Source organism: Flavobacterium aquidurense (assembly GCF_001404985.1).
GTDB lineage: Bacteria > Bacteroidota > Bacteroidia > Flavobacteriales > Flavobacteriaceae > Flavobacterium > Flavobacterium aquidurense_B.
The window spans coordinates 213,817-240,760 of the sequence record NZ_JRLF01000006.1; the positions used below are offsets into that span (position 1 = coordinate 213,817).

A 26,944-nucleotide genomic window follows, 5' to 3' on the forward strand; every position below is an offset into this window, starting at 1 on the left:
TCGTACTTTTGTGTGTACTTTGTTAAAGAAATTAAATGATATCCATTACCGAAAAAACATTACAAGATTTACAATTTCCAACTGTTCTCGAAACTATTTCGGCAGGCTGTAATACAGATATAGGAAAAGATAAAGCTTTAAAAATAACACCATTTAGAGATAAAGAAACTTTGATGCAGGCATTGATGCAAACATCAGAGTATGTTTCGTCTTTTGAAAATAACAATGCCATCCCAAATCACGGATTTGATGCCATAACCCATGAAATTAAATTTCTTGCAATCGAGGATAGTTTCCTGGAAGTTGGAAGTTTTAGAAAAATCGCAACACTATCATCAACAGCAAATTTCTTATTGAATTTCCTTAAAAAGTTTGATGATTATTATCCAAATCTAAATGCAAGAGCTTCAAGAGTTGAATATACAAAAGATATTGTAACTCTTATTGATGCAATTGTAGATAAATACGGTGAAATCAAAGACAATGCATCTCCTGCATTACTAAGCATTCGTCAGAATATGAATATCGTTCGTGGTAAAGTAAACCAAAGTTTTGGAGTTGCATTAACACAATATAATAGCTTAGGATATTTAGACGATATCAAAGAAAGTTTTGTACAAAATCGTCGTGTTTTAGCAGTTTTGGCTATGTATCGCCGTAAAGTAAAAGGTTCTATATTAGGAAGTTCCAAAACCGGAAGTATAGCTTACATAGAACCTGAAACTACATTGCAGTATTCAAGAGAACTGGCAAATCTGGAATACGAAGAAAAAGAAGAAATTACCAGAATTTTAAAACAATTATCGAGTGCTATTCGTCCGTTTTTACCCATATTAATTGAGTATCAGGAATTTCTAAGCGATATTGATGTCGTTGCAGGAAAGGCAAAATACGCTAATAGAATAAACGGAATCTTACCTACAATTACCGAAGAAAGAAGACTGTTTTTCAGAGAAGCCTATCATCCAATATTGTATTTGAATAATAAGCAAAAGAATGAAGTTACACATCCGCAAACTATTGAATTAAAACAAGATAACCGAATCATTGTAATTTCAGGACCAAATGCAGGAGGAAAAACAATTTCCCTTAAAACGGTTGGTTTATTGCAATTAATGCTGCAATCCGGAATGTTGATTCCGGTTCACGAGCGTAGTGAAACTTTTTTGTTTGATAGAATTTTAACAGATATTGGAGACAATCAATCTATTGAAAATCACCTAAGTACTTATAGTTACCGATTAAAAAACATGAATTATTTCTTGAAGAAATGCAACAAGAAGACGATGTTTTTAATTGATGAATTTGGTACAGGTTCTGATCCTGAATTAGGAGGAGCTTTGGCAGAAATTTTTCTGGAAGAATTTTATCATCGTGAAGCTTTTGGAATTATTACAACACATTATTCTAATTTGAAAATTTTGGCGAATGAATTGCCATATGCAACAAATGCGAACATGATGTTTGATGAAAAATCTTTGGAACCAATGTACAAACTAGCTTTAGGACAGGCCGGAAGCTCGTTTACTTTTGAAGTTGCATTGAAAAATGGTATTCCGTTTGGATTAATAAATCGTGCTAAAAAGAAGATTGAAGTTGGAAAAGTTCGTTTTGACAAAACTATTGCAACACTTCAAAAAGAACGTTCGAAGCTTGAAAAAACTTCTATCAATCTAAAAGAAGAAGAAACCAGAGCGCGTGAGGAAAGTAAGAAGATGGAAAACATTAATGTAAAAATCAAACAAAAATTAGAAAGCTATCAGGAATTATACGATAGTAATCAAAAGACAATTTACATTGGTCAGAAAATAGAAGATATCTCCGAGAAATATTTCAATAATAAAAATAAAAAAGAGCTTATTGGGGAGTTTTTAAAAATTATTGAAATTGAAAATTCAAAACGTAAAAAAGCAACTCCAAAAGAAACTAAAGCTATAATCGAAAAGAAAAAAGAAGTTATTGCAGAAGTTACGGTTCAGGTCGAAGAAATCCGAAAAGAAAAAAAAGAAAAGAAGCTAAAACCCGTTATCGAAAAACCAAAACCAATTTTAAAAGTTGGCGATCGCGTAAGAATGCTTGACGGAAGATCTGTTGGAAGTATCGACTCGATAGAAAAAAATAAAGCTACAGTAAATTACGGCATCTTTACTTCGAAAGTAAGTTTGGATGAACTCGAATTAGTGGAAGCTGCTAAGAAATAAGTTTTCAGTCGCAGTGGCAGTTTTCAGTTATAAAAAAGCTTAAATTTCGGCGAAAATTAAAATAAAGCGATTTAAAGAAAGATTTTTAAAAAGACAATTAAGAAGATGGATATTTTATAAAAATCGATTAAAAATAATTTATGGAAGCTGTTTTTGATTTGTAAAAATTATTGATTATTGCTTTTTAATAACAAAAATTGATAGTCTTTTTTTGTCATTTCGATGAACGAGAAATGTCAAACTAGATATTAGCTTTGTCAAAGTTGTTAAACTTTGACAAAGTTTAACAACTTGAAACCTTAAACTTGAAACTTTTCCAAATGCAGGACAGTCTTCCACAAAATAAAAAAATAATTCTCTTTGACGGTGTTTGCAATTTATGCAACGGCGCAGTTCAGTTTATTATTAAACATGACAAAAAAGATGTTTTTAGGTTTGTAGCTCTGCAATCTGAATTGGGGATTGAGATTTGTAAATATATTGGAGTTGATCAAAATAAAATTGATAGTATTATTTTATACAATCCAGGCATTGCTTATTATTACAAATCTGACGCAGCAATTGAAATTGCAGATGAACTTGGAGGAATCTATAGTTTGATTTCTGTTTTTAAAATATTTCCTGAAAAACTTAGAAATTATTTCTACGATTACATTGCGAAAAACCGTTATAAATGGTATGGTAAAAAAGAAAGCTGCATGATTCCTACTCCTGAATTGAAAGCAAAGTTTGTTTAAATTCCAATTAAAAAATTCCAAATTCCAACTTTTGACACAATCTTGTCATTTCGAGGAACGAGAAATCTCCGCGGCTAAATTCCGCACAGTTTGGAAACACTTTGCGGAGCTACTTTCGGAGATTTCTCGTTCCTCGAAATGACAAAAGGTACCATATCATCCTAATAAAAGAAAAAACAAAAATCCCAAACTCAAATCTATTACAATTTGGAATTTGGGATTTTAAAAATTTGAAAATTACTTAAAAAACTTATCTAATCAACTTTCTGTATTTCAAACGTTTTGGAGTTAAATCACCACCTAAACGTTTCTTTTTGTTTTCTTCGTATTCAGAGAAACCTCCTTCGAAATAATAAACTTCAGAATCTCCTTCGAAAGCTAGAATGTGTGTACAAATTCTATCTAAGAACCATCTGTCGTGCGAAATAATTACGGCACAACCAGCAAAATTCTCTAAACCTTCTTCAAGCGCACGAAGTGTATTTACGTCCAAGTCATTCGTAGGCTCATCCAGTAAAAGTACGTTTCCTTCTTCTTTCAACGTCATTGCCAAGTGCAAACGGTTACGCTCACCACCTGAAAGCATTGAAACTTTCTTATTTTGCTCGCCTCCACCAAAGTTAAAACGAGAAAGGTAAGCTCTTGAATTTACTTGCTTTCCTCCCATCATAATTAATTCCTGACCATCTGCAAAATTTTCCCAGATAGATTTATTTGGATCAATATTAGAGTGCGATTGATCTACGTAAGCGATTTTCACCGTTTCACCAACTGAAAATTCTCCACTGTCAGTAGCTTGTTCTCCCATGATCATTTTGAAAATGGTAGATTTACCAGCACCGTTTGGTCCAATGATTCCAACAATTCCGGCTTGTGGCAAAGTGAAGTTCAAATTATCGTATAATAATTTGTCTCCAAAAGCTTTCGCTACATTTTTAGCTTCGATAACATTTGTTCCTAAACGTGGACCGTTCGGAATATAGATTTCCAGATTTTCATCCAGTTGTTTTTGATCTTCGTTTAATAATTTGTCGTAATTCTGTAAACGTGCCTTTTGTTTTGTCTGACGCCCTTTTGCTCCCTGACGAACCCAGTCAAGCTCACGTTCTAAAGTTTTTCTGCGTTTTGAAGCTACTTTTTCTTCTTGCGCCATACGGTTTGATTTTTGATCTAACCAAGAAGAATAATTTCCTTTCCATGGAATACCTTCTCCTCTATCTAACTCAAGAATCCAACCCGCAACATTATCCAGGAAATATCTATCGTGCGTTACCGCAATTACAGTTCCGGAATATTGCGCTAAGTGTTGCTCTAACCAAAGAACAGACTCAGCATCAAGGTGGTTGGTAGGCTCATCAAGCAATAATACATCTGGCTGTTGCAATAACAAACGACATAAAGCTACACGACGACGCTCACCTCCTGAAAGGTTTTTAATTGGCGTATCTCCTTCCGGAGTACGTAAAGCATCCATTGCAATTTCAAGTTTTGTATCGATTTCCCAAGCACCAAGAGCATCAATTTTGTCTTGCAATGCTGCTTGACGATCCATCAACTTATCCATTTTATCTGGATCTGAGTAGTTCTCTTCAAGACCAAATAAATCATTAATTTGATTGTATTCTTCTAAAACTGCCATAGTTTCTGCTGCTCCTTCACGAACAATTTCGATAACTGTTTTAGAATCATCAAGAATTGGTTCTTGTTCTAAATAACCAACTGTGTAACCTGGTTGAAAAACAACATCTCCCTGATAATTTTTATCAACTCCTGCAATAATCTTTAATAGAGAAGATTTTCCAGAACCATTTAGTCCAAGAATACCAATTTTAGCTCCGTAAAAGAAACTTAAATAAATGTTTTTAAGCACCGGTTTGTCTGCTCCCTGATAGGTTTTGCTCAATTTTTGCATTGAGAAAATTACTTTCTTATCGTCTGACATATATTAATATTTAATTTTAATTAATTATTTTTTGATATTATATTACAAATTGATCCGTTATAGAATTACACTCTTCCTTTTAAAGCATTAAAAACCCATGCATTAGCAAAAAAACCAACACCAACAGCTACAAATCCCCAACCGGAGACATCTCTGTATCTAAAAGCGCCAAGACCTATAAGTAACAATCCCATAAGTACCATTATAAAAGTAGCCCATCCTAAAACGGTATTTTTATTCATTCCCATATTGTGTAATTATTATTTTAAAAGTAGTAATTTTTTTAGAGATGCAAATATCGTGAATTTTCACGGCTTAATTAAATATTTTGTACAGCATTTCTTTTAATAAATCCGACTGAGGTAAAGCGTTGGCTCCTACTCCTTTACTTTTAACGTCAACATCACGCAAAGCTCCAACAATCTGACTGACCTTACGCATGGGGTAATTTTTAATTGCAAGATCGTATTCTTTTAAAAAATAAGGGTTTACACCAATTGCTGCTGCTACGTTTTTTGGATTTTTATCTTTGAGTCCGTGGTATTTTAAAAGCTGGATAAAAAAACCAAACACCAATCCTGTGGTCATAACTAATGGATATTCTTTAGGATTGTGAGCAAAATTCTCGGCAATTTTATAGGCTTTTAGTTGATTTCTTTCCCCTATTGCTTTTCGAAGTTCGAATACATTATAGTCCTTACTGAAACCAATATTTTCTTCGATATGTTGTGGAGTGATTACAGTTCCTTGTGGTAAAATAATCTGTAATTTCTCCAGTTCATTATTAATTTTACTCAAATCTGTACCTAAAAATTCTACCAGCATGGCATTAGCTTTTGGGTCAATGGTATATTTTTTGCCCGCAAGCACACGCTTAATCCAATCACCAACCTGGTTTTCATAAAGCTTTTTACTTTCGTAAACGATTCCGTTTTGAGCCAATAACTTGGTAACTTTTTTACGCTTATCAAGTGTTTTATATTTGTAACAAAAAACTAAAACAGTAGTTTCCATAGGATTGTTTACATAGGACTCTATTTTATCTATTGTTCTGGACAAATCTTGTGCTTCTTTTACAATAACAACCTGACGATCAGCCATCATAGGATAACGTTTTGCTGTTGAAACAATATCTTCTACAGAAACATCCCTACCATATAATACGGTTTGATTAAATCCTTTTTCTTCTTCTGAAAGTACATTCTGCTCAATATATTCTGATAATTTATCAATATAATAAGGCTCTTCACCCATTAAAAAATAAATTGGTTTTATATTTCCGGCTTTTATATCGTTAACAATTTTTACAACTTCGTCCATTTATTTTAGTTTTCAGTGTTCAGTACCAGTAAGCAGTTTAAAAAAATAATTATCAAATTTTCATATTGACTAATTTTCAAATTATATTTGCCGCATGCAGCAATTAAATTTTCCTACTTATACTTTCCGATTCAAAAATAGCGAAAATAAAGTGTCTATTTTTGATGAAATCAGGAAAAAATTTATCATCCTTACTCCAGAGGAATGGGTGCGCCAACACGTAGTTCATTATTTAATACAAGAAAAAAAATATCCTAAATCGTTAATCAATGTCGAAAAAGTTTTAACAGTCAACGGGTTACGAAAAAGATATGATGTCGTGGTTTTTAATCCGGATGGTTCTATACATATATTAGTAGAATGTAAAGCCCCTGCCGTAAAAATATCCCAGGCAACTTTTGATCAAATTGCCCGCTACAACATGACAATGAAGGCACGGTTTTTGAATGTCACAAACGGTCTGAATCATTTTTATTGTCAAATGGATTTTGAAAACGAAAAGTATCAGTTTTTGAGAAGTTTGCCGGATTATAATGAATAATATTAAAAATAAATAAATTTTACTTTTGGATAAAATAGCAGTTGTCATTTTAAATTGGAACGGCGTAAAATTGTTAGAGCAATTTTTACCCTCCGTTGTTCAGTTTTCAGAAGGAGCTCAAATATATGTTGCAGATAATGCTTCAACAGACGATTCCATCAATTTTATCAGACAAAACTTTCCCACGATTAAAATAGTTGAAAACAGCGGTAATTATGGTTTTGCAAAAGGCTATAATGATGCTTTACAATCTATTAATGCTAAAATTTATGCCCTTGTAAATTCAGATATTGAAGTGACCCGGAATTGGCTGAATCCAATTCTTGAAACTTTCGATACCGAAAAACAAACTGCGATAATCCAACCTAAAATCCTCGATTTTAAAAACAAAGAATACTTTGAATATGCCGGTGGTGCTGGTGGGTTTATTGATAAATTTGGTTTTCCTTTTTGTCGCGGTCGCATTTTTGATACTATCGAAAAAGACAATGGCCAATACGATGATAATTGTGAACTATTCTGGGCTTCAGGAGCTTGTTTTTTTATAAGAAGTGAAGTTTACCATGAATTAGGAGGTTTTGACGAAAGCTTTTTTGCACATCAGGAAGAAATTGATTTGTGCTGGCGTGCCGCTAACGAAGGCCATATTATCAAATACAACTCTGCCTCAACTGTTTATCATGTTGGCGGTGCTACTTTACAACAAGGTAACCCTAAAAAAACCTATTTGAATTTTAGAAATTCATTATTGATGCTGGTCAAAAATCTTCCTAAAAAAAGGATGTTTTTTGTTATTTTCTTCAGAATGGTTTTAGATGGTATTGCTGGCATCCGTTTTCTTACACAAGGAAAATTCCAACATACTTTTGCTATTTTGAAGGCACATTTTTCATTTTATTGTATATCTTTAAAATATCTGCGGGAAAGAAAAGATTTTCAGATACAGCAATACTATACTGTAAAAAGTATCGTTTTCTTGTATTATATAAAGAAACTGACCGTATTTAAAGAAATCTTTAACAGTAATCAAAATATTAAAAACTAAATTTGTAATCAACGTTTAATTAAATATAATACCTATGAGAAAAATAGTAATCGCACTATCAGTATTAATGGCCTTAACTTCGTGTGTATCGAAAAAGCAATATGCAGCACTAGAAGCTAAGAACAAAGAAACCCAAGATTTATTAAACTCCTGTACCGTAAAACTAAATGCTTGTTTAGAGGAAAAAGCAGGGTTAGCAGCTACAGCAGAAAGCTATAAACAACATAATCAAGACTTAATAAGCACTTCTAAAGACTTAACTGTTCTAACTACTAAAGGAGCTGAAAATCTTGAAAAATCATTAGAAAGTTTAAAAGAAAAAGATTTAAAAATATCAAGACTTCAAGATGCTTTAACTAAAAAAGACAGTGTTACACTAGCTTTAGTTACAAGCTTAAAAGGAGCAGTTGGAATCAACGATCCGGATATCGAAATCAATGTAGAAAAAGGTGTTGTATTTATCTCTATCGCAGACAAATTATTGTTTAAAAGTGGTAGCTATGATGTAACTGATGCAGCAAAAGGTGTTTTAGCTAAAGTTGCAAAAGTTGTAAACGACAAACCTGATTTTGAATGTATGGTTGAAGGTCACACAGATAACGTTCCTTACAAAAGCAACGGAGTTTTGTTAGACAACTGGGATTTAAGTGTTAAACGTTCTACATCTATTGTACGTGTATTAACTAATGACCTTGGAGTTAACCCTGCTAAATTAATCGCAGCTGGTAGAAGTTCATATGTGCCTTTAGTTGCAAATGATACTCCGGACAATAAAGCTCGTAACAGAAGAACTCGTATTGTTGTTATGCCTAAAATCGATCAATTCTATGATATGATTGAAAAAGAAATGAAAAAACAACAAAAATAATTTAGAGTTTTAACATACTTTATTATACAGAAAAAGCAGGTCAATTGACCTGCTTTTATGTATTCTTAATTTTTTAATAACCAATTAAATATAATCAAGAATAGCATTATTTTTAATTAACTAACTAAATTTTAACTAATCTAAAGTTAGTTATTTATTTTAAATTATTATACGATTTCAGTTTTTTTTTACAAATAAGCCATATCGATGATTTTTTAATATAGAATCAAAGGCATTGAAAAAGTAATTTTTATTTAATTCCGTAATTAAGAGGCAACATATCTCCCACTTTCTTTTCTGAAATTTTACCTGAAAAAAGTATGCTTTCTATATTGGAGTTGTTTCCATATTTATAAATATAAAAGCTATCGGTCTGAAAAGTAATCTTAGATTCTTCGGTCCTGTTAAAAGCAATATTATATGAAGCCACTATATCTTTTAGGTTTTCATTTTGAATTTCTGCCTTTGGCTGTGGTAAAACTTCAACTTTTACAAAATCATCTTCTTCAATAATTTTGAAACGCTTAAGAGCATCAATACTGTTATCATCATTAAGCAATAAAAATTTCTTTATTCCCCAATCCTTTTTAGCAAAATTTCTGAAAAACTGAATTTGAGATCCCTGATACGTTTTTTCTCGGCGTTCTAAAACGGCAACAGAATTATTAATATCTTCAAATCTGCTTACTCCACCGTAAAAATTCTTGATAACATCTTTAGAATTAATGCTTAATTTATTAAAAGCAACTTCGAAAACTACTAATTCGAAATCAATTTTATACCCTAACGATTCATTCATAATAATTAAAGGTTTATCTGAAGAAGCTGTAAAAACTAATTTTTCCTTATCGTATTTGAATCGAAGATCAGATTCATTTTTTATTACACTTGATTTTGCATTATTTGTTTTTCCTAAAAAATATTCCCTAAACAATTTTAGTTTCTGTTCCCTGGTAAACAATTCATTTGTACTAATAACGACCTCTTTAAGTTCATTTTTTGAAACTGTAAGTGCAATATTCAATGGTTTAGAAGCGTCCAGACTTGTAAGATATTCCGTTTGATATCCCATGAAACTTATCGCTAAAATGTTATTAGCATTTGGTTCATATTTTATTGTGAAATTTCCATTTACATCTGAGATTGTAGAAATGGTAGTCCCGTCAAAATAAATATTCACACCTTCGAGCGGCATATTATCTTTGGATGTAATTTTTCCTTTTAAAATACTTTGTGAGAATGCAGCAACAAAAGAAAATAAAAATAACAAAAGAATGATTCTTTTCATAATATAAAAATGGTTTGGTTAAATTATATGCTAATTAACCAAACCATTTTCTATAATCCTAAATAATCAAGATTTATTCTTACAAAATATTGATATCTCCTTTTCCTTCTCTTATAATTACAGGTTCGTAATCTGATAGATCAATAATAGTCGAACCAACATTATCTCCGTAACCACCGTCAATAACCAGATCAACAAGATTTTGCCATTTCTCGAAAATCAACTCAGGATCTGTTGTATATTCAATTACATCATCTTCATCACGAATAGAAGTAGAAACGATTGGATTACCTAACTTTCGAACTATTTCGAGTGCAATATTATTATCTGGTATACGAATACCTACTGTGGTTTTCTTTTTAAATTCTTTTGGTAAATTATTATTCCCGGGCAAAATAAAAGTGTAAGGTCCGGGCAATGCTCTTTTTAAAATTTTAAAAGTAGCCGTATCAATCTGACGAACATAATCTGATAAGTTACTTAAATCATGGCAGATAAAAGAGAAATTTGCTTTCTCAAGTTTAACTCCTTTTATTTTTGCAATTTTTTCTAAAGCGCGTGAATTGGTAATATCACAACCCAAACCGTAAACAGTATCTGTTGGATAAATTACTAAACCTCCGTTCTGAAGCACTTTTACCACTTTGGCAATTGCAGCTTCATTAGGTTTATCGGGATATATTTTTATGAACTCTGCCATTTTTTTAGAATAAAGAAGTTAGATTATAGAACAAAGACTAATCTTTAATTCTTTTTAAGTTTTTAAAATAAATAACGACCTTCCAATTGAAAATAGATTTAACTAAATAACCCTTATTCTCTTTAAAAGTCATGCAAAATTGTGAAGGTTGAAAATCAAATCCAGTAATAAAAAATTAAATTTTTTCAAAAATCTATTTTCTATCCTCTTTCTTCTATACTCTTTTCTTACCCTACAACATCTAATTTAGCGAAACGAAGTAAAAGTTTTTTTAGACCTCCAACTTCAAATCTTATTTCGGCTTTTTTATCAGCTCCTACACCTTCTAAATTGACTACTTCACCTTTACCAAAACGTTCGTGCATTACAACATTTCCAATGGTTAACTTATTATCAAATAAATTAGGTGCAGCAGTATTGGGGTTTGTTCCCGCAACAGGTTTTAATTTACGAATATTCAAATCCGGTTTTGGCTGATTATCCGTTACATGTTTTGGCGGCGTTGAACCAATTGGTTTTGCAAGACGCAATTTTGATTTATCGATATCTCCAAAAATATCTCCGTCGATTGGCGATTTATATCGGTAATTGCTTTCTGCAGGCGTTAAATATTCCAGATATTGACCATCAATTTCTTCGATAAAACGTGATGGCTCACTATCTGTCAATTTACCCCAGCGGTAACGTGATTGTGCATAAGTTAAATAAGCCTGATGTTCTGCACGAGTTAAAGCTACGTAAAACAAACGACGTTCCTCTTCTAATTCACTTCTTGTACTCATACTCATGGCACTCGGAAATAAATCCTCTTCCATACCCACCACAAAAACATGAGGAAATTCAAGTCCTTTTGCTAAGTGAATCGTCATCAATGCCACACGATCTTCATCAGATGTATCTTTATCTAAATCAGTTGCAAGCGCTACATCTTCCATAAATTCAGACAAAGCTCCTCTTGCACCGTCAATTTCTTTTTGTCCCTCGGTAAAATCTTTCAAACCGTTTAAAAGCTCTTCGATATTCTGAATTTTTGCCATTCCTTCCGGTGTGGCATCTTTCTTTAGTTCCTGAACAAGACCCGTTTTTTTAGCTACATAATCTGTAATATAAAAAGCATCCTGATTTTGATCGATAACCTGAAAACTCTGTATCATCGTAACAAAATCGTTGATTTTGTTTTTGGTTCCTGAGTTTAACTTCAAATCAATTTTATCGATATTTACCATTACTTCCCAAATCGAACGTTTGTAATGATTTGCTGCAATAGTTAGTTTTTCGACTGTTGTATCACCAATTCCACGAGCAGGATAATTAATTACACGAACAAGTGCTTCTTCATCTTTTGGGTTGATTACCAAACGTAAATAACACAAAACATCTTTAATCTCTTTACGTTGGTAGAACGATAATCCACCATAAATTCTATACGGAATATCACGTTTTCTCAACGCATCTTCCATCGCACGAGATTGTGCGTTGGTACGGTACAAAATCGCAAATGAGCCATTATGTAGCTGATTTTGCATTTTTTGTTCAAAAATCGTGCTGGCTACAAAACGACCTTCTTCGGCATCAGTCAAACTACGATGAACTTTTATTTTTTGTCCAAAATCATTTGCAGTCCAGACTACCTTATCAAGTTTAGTCTTATTATGTTCCATTACAGTATTTGCCGCTTCAACAATATTTCTCGTTGAACGGTAATTTTGCTCTAAACGAAACATTATTACGCCTTCATAATCTTTCTGGAAATTCAGGATATTATTAATATTTGCTCCACGGAAAGCATAAATACTCTGCGCATCATCACCAACCACACAAATATTCTGAAACTTGTCTGATAAAGCCCTCACAATCAAATACTGTGAGTGATTTGTATCCTGGTACTCATCTACCAATATATAGCGAAAACGATTCTGATATTTTGCTAAAACCTCAGGAAAACGAGTTAATAACTCATTGGTTTTTAATAATAAGTCATCAAAATCCATTGCTCCCGCTTTAAAACACCGCTCTACATATTGTTGGTAAATTTCTCCTAAACGTGGTCTTTTTGCCATTGCATCGGCTTCTACCAATTCAGGATTATTAAAATATGCTTTAACTGTAATTAAGCTGTTTTTATAAGAGGAAATCCTACCTAAAATTTGCTTTGGTTTATAGACATCACGATCCAGCTGCATTTCTTTAATAATAGAAGAAATCAATCTCGCTGAATCCTGAGAATCATATATTGTAAAATTAGATGGATATCCTAAATGATCTGATTCTGCACGAAGAATACGAGCAAAAATAGAGTGAAAAGTTCCCATCCAAAGGTTTTTTGCTTCAGATGCACCTACAATATCAGAAATCCTGTGCTTCATTTCACGAGCGGCTTTGTTCGTGAATGTTAGCGACAAAATATTGAAAGCATCAACACCTTGTGCCATCAAATAAGCAATTCTAATAGTTAAAACACGGGTTTTCCCCGAACCTGCACCAGCAATAATAATCATTGGCCCGTCTTTTTTCAGAACGGGTTGTCGTTGCGCCTCATTGAGCTGGTCAATGTACTTTTGCATGAAATTCTTCTCCATAATTATTGCAAAAATAAGAATTAATGATTTAATAAGCTACTAAGATTCTAAGGTTCTGAGTGGCTAAGTTTTTTTATTTTTTAGAAGCAGAAACATTAGGTATTTTTCACAAATATAGTTCCCGCTTTCGGCTATATCTCTCCGTTCCACTACGAGGATACCGCCTCTATCGGGGCTAGATTAGAACAATTGTGTTTTTAGAAAGATACTTAGATTCTAAGTTGCTAAGGTTCTAAGGTTTTGTTTCAAAATAACAAACCGCATTTTTTGAGTTTAAAAATTATACCTAATTCGAAGTTTTTCTTTAAAGTCAGAATAGTCGATAATTCTACTGCTTCAATATCCTCTTCACTTTTTTTAATTCTTCGATTAATTTTTCTAAATTCTGATAATTAGCATCTAATTCTGTCATACTCATAATGCATATATTCAACAAAAAAAGCTAATTTTTAAACTATATTTCTTATAATTAATTAAAAAACTTAGTTACTTAGAACCTTAATACCTCAGAACCTTTATTTATAAAAAACATCATAAGCAAATCGAATCAAAGTACCCACAACTACAATTAAAAAGAAAATTCTAATAAATCCATTTCCTTTGTTAATTGCCAATTTTGCACCAAGCCATCCGCCAAATCCATTACTAATTGCCATAGGAATTGCAATCGACCATATGATTTTTCCCTTTATCATAAACAAACAAATAGAACCAAAGTTTGTTGCCAGATTTACCATTTTAGCATTTGCTGAAGCATGCAAGAAGTCGAAACCTAATAAAGCAATAAATGCAACTACAAAAAAACTCCCGGTTCCCGGACCTATAAATCCGTCATAAAAACCAACAATGATACTAATTACAACAGCATAGATTATTTGTGTCCTGGCCGAATGATCTTTTGCAACATGCTGACCAAAATTTTTCTTTGCATATGTATAAATAAATAATAAGGATAAAACCACCAGTAAAAGAGGTTTCATAAAATCATTGCTAACCATTGTTAATATTGTAGAACCCAAAAATGCAGATGGAACCGCCAAGCACATCATAAGTAAAAGCAACTTCCATTGAATCACTACTTTTTTAAGATATTGAAAAGCCGCGAAGGCAGTTCCTGTAAAAGCCGGAATTTTTAATGTTCCCACAACTGTAGAAACAGGTAAGTTTGGCAATAAAATTAGTCCCATTGGTGTCTGGATTAATCCGCCGCCGCCAACAATTGCATCAATAAATCCTGCTGCAAAAGCAGCTAAACAAAGAAAAAATATAATATATGAATCCATTAAGAAGGTGTTTCTGCAAATTAAAAAAGCAAGATGCAAAAGTAAGTCTTCCTTTTTGTTTATTACAATAAATTTAAAGTGGATTTCTCCTTAAAAATTATATTTTTGTTGAAAAATTGAACCAAATGGATTTTAACAGAATTATAGAATTAGCCAGTTATACTTTACCAGCCATTGTTACCGGATTCGTGGCTTACAGTTTTTTTGAACTGCATATAAAAAACAATGATAAAAAGCGAAATTTTTTATTGAACAGAGAGGCTCATAAAGAATCCTTACCAATACGTTTACAGGCTTACGAGCGTATGACTTTGTTTTTAGAGCGCATTAACCTAACGAAATTGCTAATTAGGATAGCGCCAATTTCAAACGAAAAACATGATTATGAAAATTATGTAATTGATCAGATAGAACAAGAATTTGAGCACAATCTTACACAGCAAATTTATATGTCTGATGAATGTTGGACGATTATAACAACTGCTAAAAATTCGACTATACAAATCATTCGTAAAGCTGCGATGAGCGATCGCGTTGACAGCGCAGATAAATTACGTGAAAAGATTTTGAATGATTTATTAGAGAAACAATCTCCAAGCAATGCTGCTTTAGGATATATTAAAAATGAAGTAGCAGGTTTGTGGTAAAATTATAGTTTGGCAAGATTAATTACGACACAATTAATCTTGTCATTTTTTTATTTCCACCACTTTTGATTTGGTTTAACCAGCCAGCCATTTTTCAGGTATTTTGCAGATATACTTAACTGCCCTGCTCCAATATCAAAATCACAGTTTACATTGGGAACCCTATAATCTCCCCAATTACATTTTTTTTCTTTTCCGGAAGTATTAGATTTCCATACACCAACAAATATATTATTGAAATAATTATCCCTGTAACTTTCAATATCATTGTATTTTACTACACCATATTTATCGACATAAAATATAGCTTGTAATTTTCCGTAAAATTCTCCGGTATTTTTTTGATTTTTATTTTCGACAAACTTATAATTGGCAACTAATAAACCCTGACTTTTTATACCTGCAGTTTTGTATTCATCATCAAGTCCTAATTTTGGCTTTTTAAGTTCCTGTATTTTAAGGATCGTTATTGTGCCTGTAAAATCACAAATGTTTGATTTTACTGCTGATTTACCATGAACTATATATTCGTTTTTATTTTTTTCATTTCTTTTAATTGAAATAAATTTTATCAGTATTCGTTCATAATTGTCACCAATAATCCCATAAACAAGATTGTTTTCTGTTTGATTCCATAAAACAGAAAAATCATGATTTGCATACTTTTCGATTTCATTTTTTTGAAATAACTCTGAATTATCCCAAATAGAAGTTCTGCATAAATTTTCCTGACTGAATAAATTTTGCGTAAAAGAGAAAAGAAGAAATAATATTATATTTTTCAATTTAAATTAATTAAAATCAATAATTTTTAAACCCTGTTATCACTCATAACTTCAGACTTATTCTGAGCATATTCGTAACCTTGTTCCCACCATTCTTTCATGACTTCTTTATTAAAAATAAGAGCATTATCAGTAAGTTTCGTAGGCGTGTAATATAAGTTAAGTTTTACATTCTTATTGTTAGCCATAAGTTTTCCTATAGCAATATCATGTTTTTCAACCTGATCTAAAGCAATTCGGAACAAATCGATCATTAGTGAAAACGGGTTTTTACCAATAACCGTTTTATTCATATTAACCTCAGTTTCCAGAATAATAACGTCTATTTCTGTTGCACCACGGTTAATTGCCTCACGAATAGGAACCAAACTCGAAAATCCACCATCACCATATTCATAATTATTTTTCTCTACCAAACTCATAAATGGCACATAATTACTTGAAATCCAAGACCAATCACAAAATTCTTCATATGTACAATCTTTTATAGATTTATATTCTGATTCATTTTTGGTAAAATTAGTAACTGTTATGACAACATCGTTTTTCAGTTTTTTTAAATTATTAAAATCTGATAACGAAAAATTATTTCGGATATATTTCTTCAATCCTTTACTTTCTCCAAAAGTTCTTTTTCCTTTAAAAAACTGTCGCAGTACATTAAAGTGATTTATGGTTACAATATCTACTCCGTCTTTATTTTTAACAACGAATGGGCAAATATTAAAAATACTCGCCATAGTAACATTGGTATAAACTGAGTGAATTTTTTTGATGTGGCCAAGCGCCAAATGCGGAATAAGCAAACTACCGGTAGAAGTTCCTATAAATAAATCATATTCGTGATTTTTTTCTTCTATTAAATACTGCGCTACGCCACCGGCAAATGCGCCTTTACTTCCTCCACCAGAAATAACCAATGCTCTCATAAATATTAATGTAGGTTTTGTGTTTTTAGAAAATAGAAAAAAGAATAAAGAGCAAAGATTTTTCTATTTACCCTAAATCTTTACTCTTTTTATTCTTTTTCTTTTCTCTTGCTTCTTTTCTCTTACTTCTTTTCTCTTACTTCTTTTCTCTATTCTCTTACTTCTTTCCTCTTTCCTCTTTTTTTCACTCTTTCAACAAACGATTCAACTGAAATTGTTCATCGGGTGTCAAATTAGGCAAAATTCTTTCAAACGAAGCACGCATTTCTGAATTTTTTAATAATAATCGAATTGTATCTCTTCCAAATTTTGAAAATTGCCACATATGATGCGTTGTTGCACTAACTAAATTACTCAAAACCTGATCGTTAATAATTTTAAAAGCGATTAACTTCTCCAGTGCATTTTGTCGCGTTGTCGCTTCATATTTAGTAGACGAAAAGTCAATTAATTCTGAGATTAATACCTCTGGACTCTCTGTATAATTTGGAGTTGATAAAGCCAGGGAAAGCCATAAAGTGCGAAGATTATAATCACTAAAACCAATCCAGTTTTTAGATTTATCTAAATATTGGGTACGATGATCCGGAAAGTTACGCCATAAATAATACAAAGCGAGTTCTTGCGTCTGATACGATTTATCATCCAATAAATTCTCGTATTCAGTTCTGAAATCTTCAGGGATTTTTGATAATGAACCTGCCACAGACTGTCGAATTTGAACATTATTGGTTTTTAAAGCTATTTGCAAGAGTTCTTTTTTAGCTTCGTATTTCTCCGTTTCCAATTGATTTACAATTGCTTCTTTTACAGATTCATACACACTCGATTCTAATGTCTTTTTTAAGAATCCTTCTTTTTCCGCCAAAGGTGTTTTCTTTAATTTATCCACTTCTAACCGAACCTGAATTGACTTGTTTCTGCTCAATAAAGCATTTGCAGTTGGAGTATCAAAAGCAGTAGATTCAAGCCAGGTTTTCTGAAATTTATCTAAATCAAAGTCGGATACTTTTTTAATTTCATCAAAGAAGTTTTGCGTGTTTACGGTTTGGTAAGCGTATTTTTTAAGATAGCTTTTTATCGCTTTTTTAAATGCTTTATCACCAATAGACTCATGCAAAACAAATAAAGCCCAAGCCCCTTTTTCATAAAAGGTCAAAGAACTTGCTTTAGCATTTAAAACCGGAATGGCATCCGTACGTGAAGCAAATTTTATTTGTTGAGCGGTTTCGTATAATTTCGAATAAAAGAAATCATCGCCATATATTTCTCTTTCTGCCAATGCAGCATAATAAGTTGCAAAACCTTCCTGAAGCCAGTGATGTGTGCTGCTTTCGGCCGTTATTAAATCACCAAACCAATGATGTGCTAATTCATGCGCATCGACATTTGTGTAATTCCGATCTGTAAAACCAATTGAATCCACCACATAACGGGTTGCAAAAAGTGTCGAAGTTGTGTTTTCCATTCCTGCATATAAAAAATCACGAACCGGAATCTCTCTGTAAATTTCCCAAGGATACTTTACTCCTATTTCTTTTTCCAGAAAATCAAAAATACGCTTCGAATATCGATAAGTAGGTTCAAAACGACTGGCATCTTTATTTTCGAGATAATATTCTAATGGAATTTTGGATTTTGCCCTGAATTCTTTTTTATCATATTTACCAATTGCAAGCATCAATAAATAGGAACTCATTGGTTTTTCCATTTTATATTGCCAATGAATCGAATTTCCATCAGGTTTCTTTTCCTCCAAAATTCCATTAGAAACTACATGATATGGTGCGTCATAACTTATTCCTAAACTAAAAACAACTTTTTCATTGACATCATCAAAGCTCGGAAACCAGTTGCTGGTATATCTACCTTGTCCTTGTGTCCAGATTTGGACTTCATTATTTTCAATAGCAACAAAATATAAGGCTTGTTTCGGTTTAGCCGAATATTCAAAAGTTAAATGATTTTCGCCTTTCTGAAAATTATTCAGGATTTGTAATTCCTTGCCTGTATTAATATAAATAACATCATTATTATCAACCTGAACCTTAGAGAATTCCATGTTTTTAGCATCGATTTTGATCGTATCAATAGGTTTTAAAACCTCAAATTGATAATCGACTACTCCAGAAACTGATTTTTCGACAGCATTTAATTTTAATTGCCCGTTAACCGATTTAAAATCGACAAATTGGGTTTGTTGCGCAAAAACGAAACTGGTAATAAATAAAAAGATGTATTTCATTGAAAATTAAAGTTTCATAGAATCCGTTTCCCATGATGATGGGTTGGTTTTTATATAATTATAAATCGTTTCGAATGTTTTGTAATTTCTAACAATATGATCGTGATAATTCGATTGCCAAATAGAATCAAGACCATTTACTTGTTTTGTTGTTACCGATTTAAAGATAGCAACAAATGATGAAATAGAATTTGGTTTTCGAGATAATTGAGATCCATATTTATTCGCGTGGTTATTCTCATAATTATTCTCATGGTGATTCCGTAGAGGCGCACAGCAGTGCGTCTCCGCAATGTTTGCCGCAATATTCGTTGTCGATATGTCGAACGTAGACGCACTGCTGTGCGTCTCTACAATATGCGATCGTTCAATTTGTGATGTCTCAATCTCTTTGGATAAATTATTTATTTCTCTAGAAACCTTGTTGTTCTGAATTTCTATCAATAAATGAATATGATTGGGCATAACAATCCAATTGTGGAAAAACCAACTGTTACGGATTTTTATAGATTTCAATAATTCATTTTCTATAATTTGACCATTCTCATTTAAAATCATTTTATCCTCTTTAATAGAACCAAAAATACATTCTCTATTTTGAGTAACCAATGTAATAAAATAAATTGCAGCGCTGGAATAATCCCAGTTTTTCAATCTATTTGAATCAATTTTAAATTTATCTTTAAACAATGTCAATTTTTGGCGTGTAAGAAATTCAAAGTTACAAAGGTTTCACTAACAAATCGAATGAAATTTGTAAGTTTACGTAGAAAATTATAACAACGTGCCAACACCCAAAAAAGCAATATTTAACTGGAGCAGCGGAAAAGATTCTGCTCTCGCTTTGTACAAAACACTAGAAAATCCCGATTTTAAAATTGAATATTTACTAACGAGCGTCAATCAGGAATTTCGACGAATTTCGATGCATGGTGTTCGTGTTGAATTACTTGAAGCACAAGCTGAAAGTATTGGATTACCATTGAAAATCATGCAGATTCCTGAAATGCCAACAATGGAAGTTTACGAAAATGTACTTACTGAAACTTTAACAGAATTAAAAAAAGAAGGCATTACGCATTCTTTTTTTGGTGATATTTTTCTGGAGGATTTACGTAAATATCGTGAAGATCAACTGGAAAAAATTAGTATTGAAAGTGTTTTTCCTCTTTGGAAAATTCCAACCCGGGATTTGATAGAGGAATTTATATCTCTTGGTTTTAAAACAATTGTAGTTTGCGTTAACGAACGTTATCTCGATAAAAGTTTTGTTGGTCGGATTATCGATCAGGATTTCATAAACGACTTACCTGAAAATGTAGATGTTTGCGGAGAAAATGGCGAATTTCACACTTTTACTTTTGACGGACCAATTTTTTCAGAACCAATAAATTTTGAAATTGGCGAAATCGTCTATCGGAAATATGAACAGCCAAAAACACAAAATTCTTCTGATACAGCTTGCGATACCAATGCAACAAATGCCTTTGATTTTGGATTTTGGTATTGCGATTTAATTTAAGAAAAAATGAAAATATACAGTTCTAAAAAACTACACGCCTTTCTGTTAGTGATTCTACTTGCTTTTATTTGTCAAAGTTGTTTGGTGAGCAGATGCAAAAGACCTCAAATTGTTGGATACATTTATGACTCTATTACCAGAAAACCCATTGAAAATTGCAAAGTTGGAGAAAATATAACGGATACAAATGGTCACTTTCAGTTAAAAGAACTTCGTTATTCCGAGTTTACATTTATTGGTAATGAAGCACCACCATTATTTGTAAATGAAGCTATTATCAAAGAAGGTTACGAAGAGAAATTCATAGAATTATTTAACCAGTTTGGCGGCGGAATAAGAAAAGGCGCTATCCATAATTCTGATACAATTTTTTTAAAGAGAAAACCAATTCCATCTATCGATAAATAAGTTGCTGCCTCATTATTTAAAAATATTAATTTTATCTGAAAATTCGATTAATATGTCTGTAAAAGCAAGTCCTGAAATGCAGAAAATTATATCCTTTCTAGACGAAATAGGACTAGATATAATTGAAAAAGAATTAGATACTACTTTTTTACCCGGATTAAGTTTAGGGCCAAATTGTCTTTATATCGATTATGACAAATTATTATATCCCGGTGATATTCTGCATGAAGCAGGACATTTAGCAGTAACGAGTTCTGTCGAAAGAAAATTAGTCGGAACTAATAAAATGTCTCCGGACTGGCCAACCCAAGCCGAAGAAATAGGTGCTATTTTGTGGTCATTTGCAGCATTAAATCACCTAAAATTACCACTGGAATTTGTGTTTCACCCCAATGGTTATAAAAACCAATCTGATTGGTTTATTTCTAATTTTAGTACTAAAAACTATATTGGTTTACCTTTCCTGGAATGGATGGGACTGTCTTTATCACAAGATCGTGCGCTCAAAGAAGGGAAACCTGCTTTTCCTGAAATGCTAAAATGGCTGAGAGATTAGTTAGAAAATTAGCTAATTAAATTATTCAGCATACATATTCAATAAATTCGTAACGGTGTTCCAGTTTCTAATTGTTGCGGTAACATTTAGTTTTTTCTCAATATATTTTTGATCAAATCTTGTTTTTCCTGCGCCAACGGCATATTTAATAAAAATTCGGTTTCCGTCAATACTTGCTTCGTCAGGTTTAAATTGGCTGATTTTTAAATCATTTATATTCTCACTTTTCAGGGCAACAGAAACAAAAGCAACATACAGTTTTTTGGTATCGATTTCTTTTTCTTTAAGAAAAGGATTGTTCTTAAAACACAATTCAAGATCTTCTTTAGCAATAACAATCGTAGGAACTTCATGTCCGAATACCTTAAAAATTTCCTGTTTAATCATAAAACCTACTTTCGAAGCACTTTCTTCCTCTGTGTCCACAAAAACATTTCCGGATTGCAGATAGGTTCTTACATTCTGAAAACCAATATTTTCTAACATGGTTTTCAAAGCTTCCATTTTCATCATATTATGACCGGAAACGTTAATGCCGCGTAAAAGTGCTAAGTGAGTTGTCATTTGTAAGTTGTTTTTTTAGCAAACTTACGTTTTTTATTTTGCTTTTTTATATTTCCCGTAACGATCACACATACCCGCATTATCATTTAAATGTCCTTTTTTATCTAAAGTAAAACTCTCTTTTAGCCCTCCCGTACAACTGGATATTAAAAAATTTTGCTCCGGATAAGTTAATACAAAAACGGTTGCATTTTCATTAGTTACAATCTCAAAAGTGCCTGACAAAGTTGTAATCGTATTGTCATAGTTTCTTGTTTTAGTAAAAGTATTGTCTTTATTAAATTGATACGAAAACTGTGTTGAAGACGGATCATTAATATATGGAGCTTCCGCAAATTGAATCCATTTTCCGTAATAATCAGAAACAACAACATCATCGTCTGAATCATTTTTAGAACAAGAAACAAACGCAAGAGTAAACACAAATAAAAGTACAATCTTTTTCATTTTTCTTTATGGTTTTAAGGTTATTATTATAAAGATTCTGATTTATGAAAATAGTTGCGTCATAGATCATTAAGTTTTCACTAAGTTAATATTAAAACGTTTTAAAACTTCCCGGAAAACTAATAAAAGCATAATAAACAATACACTTTCAAATTTCCCAATTAAAATCTATCTTCGCTTTTCTAAAGATAAAAGAGTATAAAGTAAAGAAAACAGACTAAAATAAAATCTATTTTCTTTTTCTATAATCTATAAAGTCTGATTTAACTGTCTATATATAATGTCTAACAATCTTCTCGAAACCTCAATTGAATACTTAAAAGGCGTTGGTCCCAATCGCGGACAATTGCTTCGTAAGGAATTGGGTATTCATAGATATATAGATTTAGTTAATTTTTTTCCGAACAGATATATTGACAGAACGCGATATTATAAAATTAATGAACTTCAAAATACAGGTACCGAAGTTCAGATTATTGGAAAAATAATCAATATAAAAACCGTTGAGTTTGCCAAAAACAAAAAACGTCTGGTTGCTACTTTCGTCGATGATACAGGTCAAATTGACCTAAACTGGTTTCAGGGACATAAATGGATCAGGGAGAGCTTAAAGCTCAATGTACCTTGTGTTATTTTTGGAAAATGTTCTCTTTACGGAAGTCAGTTTAGTATGGCACATCCGGAAATTGAATTGTTAAGCGAGCATGAAAAAAGTCTGCGTTCAGCCATGCAGCCCGTTTATCCATCGACTGAAACTTTGACGAACAGAGGTATTTCAAACCGCACGATCAATAAAATGATGGAGCAATTGTTTATTGAAACGCAGGCGTTATTCAGTGAAACTTTCCCTCCTTATTTGATCGAAGAACTAAAACTAATTTCAAAAAGAGCCGCTTTATTCAACATCCATTTTCCTAAAAGTACAGATGCTTTGGCGAAAGCCCAATTTAGATTGAAGTTTGAAGAATTGTTCTTTATTCAATTGCAGCTCATTACTAAAAACCTGATTAGGAAACATAAAATAAAGGGGCATCCATTTACAAAAGTAGGGGAATATTTTAATGATTTTTATCAGAATTATTTGCCATTTGACCTCACAAATGCTCAAAAAAGAGTGGTAAAAGAAATTCGTGCAGATATGGGCAGCAATGCACAAATGAACCGGTTATTGCAAGGAGATGTAGGTTCCGGAAAAACTATTGTTGCTTTTTTAAGCATGCTTCTGGCTATTGATAATGGTTTCCAGGCTTGCTTGATGGCCCCTACAGAAATTCTTGCAAATCAGCATTTCATAGGATTATCAGAATTGGCTGAAACATTAAATATCAATATAAAAATACTCACCGGTTCAACTAAAACCGCCGCAAGAAGAATTATTCACGAAGAACTTGAAAACGGAAGTTTGCATATTCTTATAGGTACTCATGCTTTGTTAGAAGATAAAGTAAAATTCACGAATTTAGGCTTAGCGGTAATCGATGAGCAGCATCGTTTTGGCGTAGAACAAAGATCTAAATTGTGGAAGAAAAACGAAATTCCGCCACATGTTTTAGTGATGACCGCCACTCCTATTCCGCGAACTTTGGCAATGAGTTTGTACGGTGATCTGGATATTTCGGTAATTGACGAATTACCTCCGGGTCGAAAACCCATTCAAACCGTTCATCGTTTTGACAGTAATCGCTTGAAGGTCTGGAAATTTCTAAGAGATGAAATTGCATTAGGCAGACAAATTTATATTGTTTATCCATTAATCCAGGAATCTGAGAAAATGGATTTTAAAGATTTAATGGACGGTTACGAAAGTATTTCACGCGATTTTCCGTTACCGCAATATTCCATTTCCATTTTACACGGAAAAATGAAACCGGCAGATAAAGACGCTGAAATGAAACGCTTTTCTGAAGGCAAAACCAATATTATGGTGGCAACAACCGTAATTGAAGTTGGTGTAAATGTACCTAATGCGAGTGTTATGATTATCGAAAGTGCAGAACGTTTCGGGTTATCACAACTACATCAATTGCGCGGACGTGTAGGTCGTGGAGCAGAACAGAGTTATTGCATATTAATGACAAGCCACAAGTTAAGTGCTGACAGTAAAACCAGAATGGAAACAATGGTTCAGACGAATGACGGTTTCGAAATTGCCGAGGTCGACCTGAAACTTCGTGGTCCCGGAGACTTAATGGGAACACAGCAAAGTGGTGTTTTAAACCTTCAAATTGCAGATATTGTTCGGGACAGAGATATTTTAAGCCTTGCAAGAAACTATGCCATGAAAATATTAAAAGAAGACGGGCCATTGCAAAAACCGGAGCATGCGGTACTAAAAGCAGTTTTTATAGAGTTAACCAAAAAGAAAAATATTTGGAATTATATTAGTTAGAAAAAGGTTCAAAGTGGCAAAGTAGCAGATTTACAAAGGTTTAAATTGCTATCCCGAAGAATCTTGGCTAAGTATTTTCAAAAAAATTCCAAAAAAGGTAAAATTCAAATTCCCGTTTTTTTAAGAGTCTTGTTCCTAAGCCTCATTACTCTTGAATAATTAAGCTAATGAGTAAAAAAACAATCTTTGTCCCTTTGTTACTTTGTCGCTTTGAACCTTTTCTAAAAAAACTTCACTGTATTAAAAATATCAATATCTCTTATTCTAAGGTGATTTAGATTTGTTGGGGGACAAATTTTTAAGATTGAAATTCAGTGGATACAATGAAGCTATTTTAATTTTTACATTAGCATTTACTTTTAACTTTTTATTTTTTTGGTGGTGCTTTCTTGTCGAACAAACCACTAAAAAGCCCCTTGCTTATTTTATTTTTATCATCTTTTCCTGTGGCAATCAGGTGATCTACATATTCCATATAAGTCTTTTTGCGTTCTTCAAGAAAACCAATTAAATAATCTTCAGAGGCGCCAAGACCGCTTACTTCCTCTATATGAAGCAGTTTTTTATATAAAGGCTCTATAAATTTGACAATAATTTCTTCAGGAACAGATTTTCTGGTACCAAAATAACCTGCAATTTCTCCGTCGCCATCAGCAATAATTTTAAAATCGGTTACAACCCAATAATACCTTCCGGTTTTTGACATGTTTTTTATAACCACATGTATATTTTCACTGGATTTAATACTATCCCACAAAAATTTAAAAATCACTTTTGGCATATCAGGATGACGCACTACATTATGAGGCTGACCAATTAGTTCATGCTCATCATATCCTGAAACGTCAATAAAAGCTTCATTTGCGTATAAAATTGTCCCTTTAATGTCGGTTTTACTTAATAATACTTTAGTTTTATTCCAATCAACTTCTCTGTCTGATGGCGTTGGGCGATTATTTCTGGTATCCATAAATTTTGTATTTTAAATTACTATGCAATTGCATTTGCGTATAATTGAGGGCTGTAAAGTATTATTTTAATTAAGCTCTTTTCTTTTTAAAATTAACTCTGGCCTCTTGTATTAGTCGATTTAACGTGAATATCATTTACCAGATCGTCGATTTTCTTAGCACTTTCTCTCATCATTTCCAGATAACTCAACAGTTTATCATTATCTGTATGTCCTTTTGAAACATCAATAAGTTTAAGAACTGAGTTTACAGGCAATTTTAAGTCAAGAGTTGTTCTGTGTATAAAGTCGTTATAATCTTTTGTAGCCGTCATTGAACTGTATTTTGCCGATGCCAGTTTGATGTTTTCCAACTCATACTCATCAGAAATTTTAGAAATATGTTTTTGGCTGTGTTCTTTAAAATAATACGCCCAATACCCATTCATAAAGAAAACCACTGCAGCCAGAACAACATGGATAATCAGGGTTTCCAAATCAAAATTTACCTGAGAAAAATACAACTGTAATCCTTTTGGATCCGTATAAATAAAGTTCTGCATATATGCCAAAGCAGCGTGATGCAAGACCACCAAAAGCGTAAGCGGAATCTGAAGTTTCCAGTTTTGATATATAATTAAAATTGTACTGGCTATAAAAACCGTAAAATGCATCTCAAACAAACCATGCATCTGGTAGATATATTGTGCCATAAAGATGGCGAGAACTACAGATAAAACGTATTGGTAAAAATTAGAGTTTTTAATAAAGAATTTAGCCGAATAATACAATAGAAGATTCAAAGTACCTACTCCAACCCCAATTTCAAATGTGTCGTACTTAAAAGATAAGGCAATCCCTAGAAGGAAATAAACTGCAAGAACATAATTAATAATAGTATCTGATTTTTGTGTCATGGTAGACATAAAATTGTGCAGATAATCTTGTTCGTTCAAACTGGCTTTTGTTTTCATAAATTAAAAGATTAGGTTAAGAAAT

25 protein-coding genes are annotated in these 26,944 nt (G+C 32.3%); 10 read left to right on the forward strand and 15 right to left on the reverse strand.

Annotated features, from left to right (window positions below; all coding sequences use genetic code 11):
• Nucleotides 1-35 precede the first annotated feature (35 nt).
• Together RC62_RS02595 and RC62_RS02600 are read left to right on the forward strand one after the other, a co-directional pair.
• Entirely contained in the window at nucleotides 36-2,201 is a 2,166-nt protein-coding gene (locus RC62_RS02595) for an endonuclease MutS2 (RefSeq protein ID WP_055092336.1), read from the forward strand.
• 320 nt (nucleotides 2,202-2,521) lie between these two features.
• Nucleotides 2,522-2,938 carry a thiol-disulfide oxidoreductase DCC family protein gene (locus tag RC62_RS02600; protein ID WP_055092338.1) on the forward strand — a complete coding sequence of 139 codons (417 nt, stop codon included), beginning with the start codon at nucleotides 2,522-2,524 and terminating at the stop codon, nucleotides 2,936-2,938.
• Between the two features lie 250 nt (nucleotides 2,939-3,188).
• Here the strand turns inward: RC62_RS02600 and ettA are convergent, their stop codons facing one another.
• The 3 genes from ettA to holA all read right to left on the reverse strand — a co-directional run bounded on the left by ettA (nucleotide 3,189) and on the right by holA (nucleotide 6,200).
• Nucleotides 3,189-4,880, reverse strand: a complete 1,692-nt coding sequence (gene ettA, locus RC62_RS02605) for an energy-dependent translational throttle protein EttA (RefSeq protein WP_055092340.1) — start codon at nucleotides 4,878-4,880, stop codon at nucleotides 3,189-3,191.
• A gap of 65 nt (nucleotides 4,881-4,945) precedes the next feature.
• A complete protein-coding gene (locus RC62_RS02610; protein WP_035680915.1) occupies nucleotides 4,946-5,128 on the reverse strand; it encodes a CAL67264 family membrane protein in 183 nt (60 codons plus the stop codon).
• Nucleotides 5,129-5,195: 67 nt separating this feature from the next.
• Nucleotides 5,196-6,200 (reverse strand): DNA polymerase III subunit delta, encoded by a 1,005-nt coding sequence (gene holA, locus RC62_RS02615; RefSeq protein WP_055092342.1) that lies wholly within the window; start codon nucleotides 6,198-6,200, stop codon nucleotides 5,196-5,198.
• A 94-nt stretch (nucleotides 6,201-6,294) separates the two neighbouring features.
• On the opposite strand from holA, the gene RC62_RS02620 reads away from it, so the two are divergent.
• Genes RC62_RS02620 through RC62_RS02630 form a run of 3 tightly spaced genes read left to right on the forward strand, consistent with a single transcriptional unit; the run spans nucleotide 6,295 to nucleotide 8,654 of the window.
• On the forward strand, nucleotides 6,295-6,741 hold the full coding sequence (locus tag RC62_RS02620) for a type I restriction enzyme HsdR N-terminal domain-containing protein (protein ID WP_055092345.1): 447 nt from the start codon (nucleotides 6,295-6,297) through the stop codon (nucleotides 6,739-6,741).
• 25 nt (nucleotides 6,742-6,766) lie between these two features.
• Nucleotides 6,767-7,786 (forward strand): glycosyltransferase family 2 protein, encoded by a 1,020-nt coding sequence (locus tag RC62_RS02625; RefSeq protein WP_055092347.1) that lies wholly within the window; start codon nucleotides 6,767-6,769, stop codon nucleotides 7,784-7,786.
• 34 nt (nucleotides 7,787-7,820) lie between these two features.
• On the forward strand, nucleotides 7,821-8,654 hold the full coding sequence (locus RC62_RS02630; protein ID WP_055092349.1) for a flagellar motor protein MotB: 834 nt from the start codon (nucleotides 7,821-7,823) through the stop codon (nucleotides 8,652-8,654).
• A 250-nt stretch (nucleotides 8,655-8,904) separates the two neighbouring features.
• Here RC62_RS02630 and RC62_RS02635 read toward each other — a convergent pair whose 3' ends face one another.
• From RC62_RS02635 to RC62_RS02650, 4 genes are all read right to left on the reverse strand, one after another.
• Nucleotides 8,905-9,942 (reverse strand): carboxypeptidase-like regulatory domain-containing protein, encoded by a 1,038-nt coding sequence (locus tag RC62_RS02635; protein ID WP_055092351.1) that lies wholly within the window; start codon nucleotides 9,940-9,942, stop codon nucleotides 8,905-8,907.
• 79 nt (nucleotides 9,943-10,021) lie between these two features.
• Complete coding sequence (locus RC62_RS02640; RefSeq protein WP_055092353.1) at nucleotides 10,022-10,642, reverse strand: L-threonylcarbamoyladenylate synthase; 621 nt, start codon at nucleotides 10,640-10,642, stop codon at nucleotides 10,022-10,024.
• A gap of 227 nt (nucleotides 10,643-10,869) precedes the next feature.
• Nucleotides 10,870-13,206 carry an ATP-dependent helicase gene (locus RC62_RS02645; protein ID WP_055092355.1) on the reverse strand — a complete coding sequence of 779 codons (2,337 nt, stop codon included), beginning with the start codon at nucleotides 13,204-13,206 and terminating at the stop codon, nucleotides 10,870-10,872.
• Between the two features lie 530 nt (nucleotides 13,207-13,736).
• Nucleotides 13,737-14,504, reverse strand: a complete 768-nt coding sequence (locus RC62_RS02650) for a sulfite exporter TauE/SafE family protein (RefSeq protein WP_055092356.1) — start codon at nucleotides 14,502-14,504, stop codon at nucleotides 13,737-13,739.
• Between the two features lie 125 nt (nucleotides 14,505-14,629).
• Here RC62_RS02650 and RC62_RS02655 point away from each other — a divergent pair, with 125 nt between their 5' ends.
• On the forward strand, nucleotides 14,630-15,151 hold the full coding sequence (locus RC62_RS02655; protein ID WP_055092359.1) for a hypothetical protein: 522 nt from the start codon (nucleotides 14,630-14,632) through the stop codon (nucleotides 15,149-15,151).
• A 50-nt stretch (nucleotides 15,152-15,201) separates the two neighbouring features.
• On the opposite strand, the gene RC62_RS02660 is transcribed toward RC62_RS02655, so the two are convergent.
• From RC62_RS02660 to RC62_RS02675, 4 genes are all read right to left on the reverse strand, one after another.
• Nucleotides 15,202-15,936 (reverse strand): hypothetical protein, encoded by a 735-nt coding sequence (locus RC62_RS02660; RefSeq protein WP_055092360.1) that lies wholly within the window; start codon nucleotides 15,934-15,936, stop codon nucleotides 15,202-15,204.
• Between the two features lie 26 nt (nucleotides 15,937-15,962).
• Nucleotides 15,963-16,865: a patatin family protein gene (locus tag RC62_RS02665; protein WP_055092362.1), complete on the reverse strand. Its 903-nt coding sequence runs from the start codon at nucleotides 16,863-16,865 to the stop codon at nucleotides 15,963-15,965.
• A 184-nt stretch (nucleotides 16,866-17,049) separates the two neighbouring features.
• A complete protein-coding gene (locus RC62_RS02670) occupies nucleotides 17,050-19,110 on the reverse strand; it encodes a M1 family metallopeptidase (protein ID WP_055092364.1) in 2,061 nt (686 codons plus the stop codon).
• A gap of 6 nt (nucleotides 19,111-19,116) precedes the next feature.
• Nucleotides 19,117-19,764, reverse strand: a complete 648-nt coding sequence (locus RC62_RS02675) for a transposase (RefSeq protein ID WP_157472328.1) — start codon at nucleotides 19,762-19,764, stop codon at nucleotides 19,117-19,119.
• A 130-nt stretch (nucleotides 19,765-19,894) separates the two neighbouring features.
• On the opposite strand from RC62_RS02675, the gene RC62_RS02680 reads away from it, so the two are divergent.
• From RC62_RS02680 to RC62_RS02690, 3 genes are read left to right on the forward strand one after another with little or no spacing between them, the layout of a single operon-like run.
• On the forward strand, nucleotides 19,895-20,632 hold the full coding sequence (locus tag RC62_RS02680; RefSeq protein ID WP_055092368.1) for a diphthine--ammonia ligase: 738 nt from the start codon (nucleotides 19,895-19,897) through the stop codon (nucleotides 20,630-20,632).
• Nucleotides 20,633-20,638: 6 nt separating this feature from the next.
• On the forward strand, nucleotides 20,639-21,040 hold the full coding sequence (locus RC62_RS02685; protein ID WP_055092370.1) for a hypothetical protein: 402 nt from the start codon (nucleotides 20,639-20,641) through the stop codon (nucleotides 21,038-21,040).
• A 52-nt stretch (nucleotides 21,041-21,092) separates the two neighbouring features.
• On the forward strand, nucleotides 21,093-21,596 hold the full coding sequence (locus tag RC62_RS02690) for an MBL fold metallo-hydrolase (RefSeq protein WP_055092926.1): 504 nt from the start codon (nucleotides 21,093-21,095) through the stop codon (nucleotides 21,594-21,596).
• Nucleotides 21,597-21,617: 21 nt separating this feature from the next.
• Here RC62_RS02690 and RC62_RS02695 read toward each other — a convergent pair whose 3' ends face one another.
• Both RC62_RS02695 and RC62_RS02700 read right to left on the reverse strand, forming a co-directional pair.
• On the reverse strand, nucleotides 21,618-22,160 hold the full coding sequence (locus tag RC62_RS02695) for a DUF1697 domain-containing protein (protein ID WP_055092372.1): 543 nt from the start codon (nucleotides 22,158-22,160) through the stop codon (nucleotides 21,618-21,620).
• A 33-nt stretch (nucleotides 22,161-22,193) separates the two neighbouring features.
• Complete coding sequence (locus tag RC62_RS02700; RefSeq protein WP_055092374.1) at nucleotides 22,194-22,607, reverse strand: hypothetical protein; 414 nt, start codon at nucleotides 22,605-22,607, stop codon at nucleotides 22,194-22,196.
• Between the two features lie 280 nt (nucleotides 22,608-22,887).
• Between RC62_RS02700 and recG the strand changes: the two genes are divergently transcribed.
• The gene (recG, locus tag RC62_RS02705) at nucleotides 22,888-24,996 is read left to right on the forward strand and encodes an ATP-dependent DNA helicase RecG (RefSeq protein WP_055092376.1); all 2,109 of its coding nucleotides are present in this window, start codon (nucleotides 22,888-22,890) and stop codon (nucleotides 24,994-24,996) included.
• A 367-nt stretch (nucleotides 24,997-25,363) separates the two neighbouring features.
• On the opposite strand, the gene RC62_RS02710 is transcribed toward recG, so the two are convergent.
• Both RC62_RS02710 and RC62_RS02715 read right to left on the reverse strand, forming a co-directional pair.
• Nucleotides 25,364-25,966, reverse strand: coding sequence for a PAS domain-containing protein (locus RC62_RS02710; RefSeq protein ID WP_055092378.1), 603 nt, complete (start codon nucleotides 25,964-25,966; stop codon nucleotides 25,364-25,366).
• Nucleotides 25,967-26,058: 92 nt separating this feature from the next.
• The gene (locus RC62_RS02715) at nucleotides 26,059-26,919 is read right to left on the reverse strand and encodes a hypothetical protein (protein ID WP_055092379.1); all 861 of its coding nucleotides are present in this window, start codon (nucleotides 26,917-26,919) and stop codon (nucleotides 26,059-26,061) included.
• Between the last annotated feature and the right edge of the window lie 25 nt (nucleotides 26,920-26,944).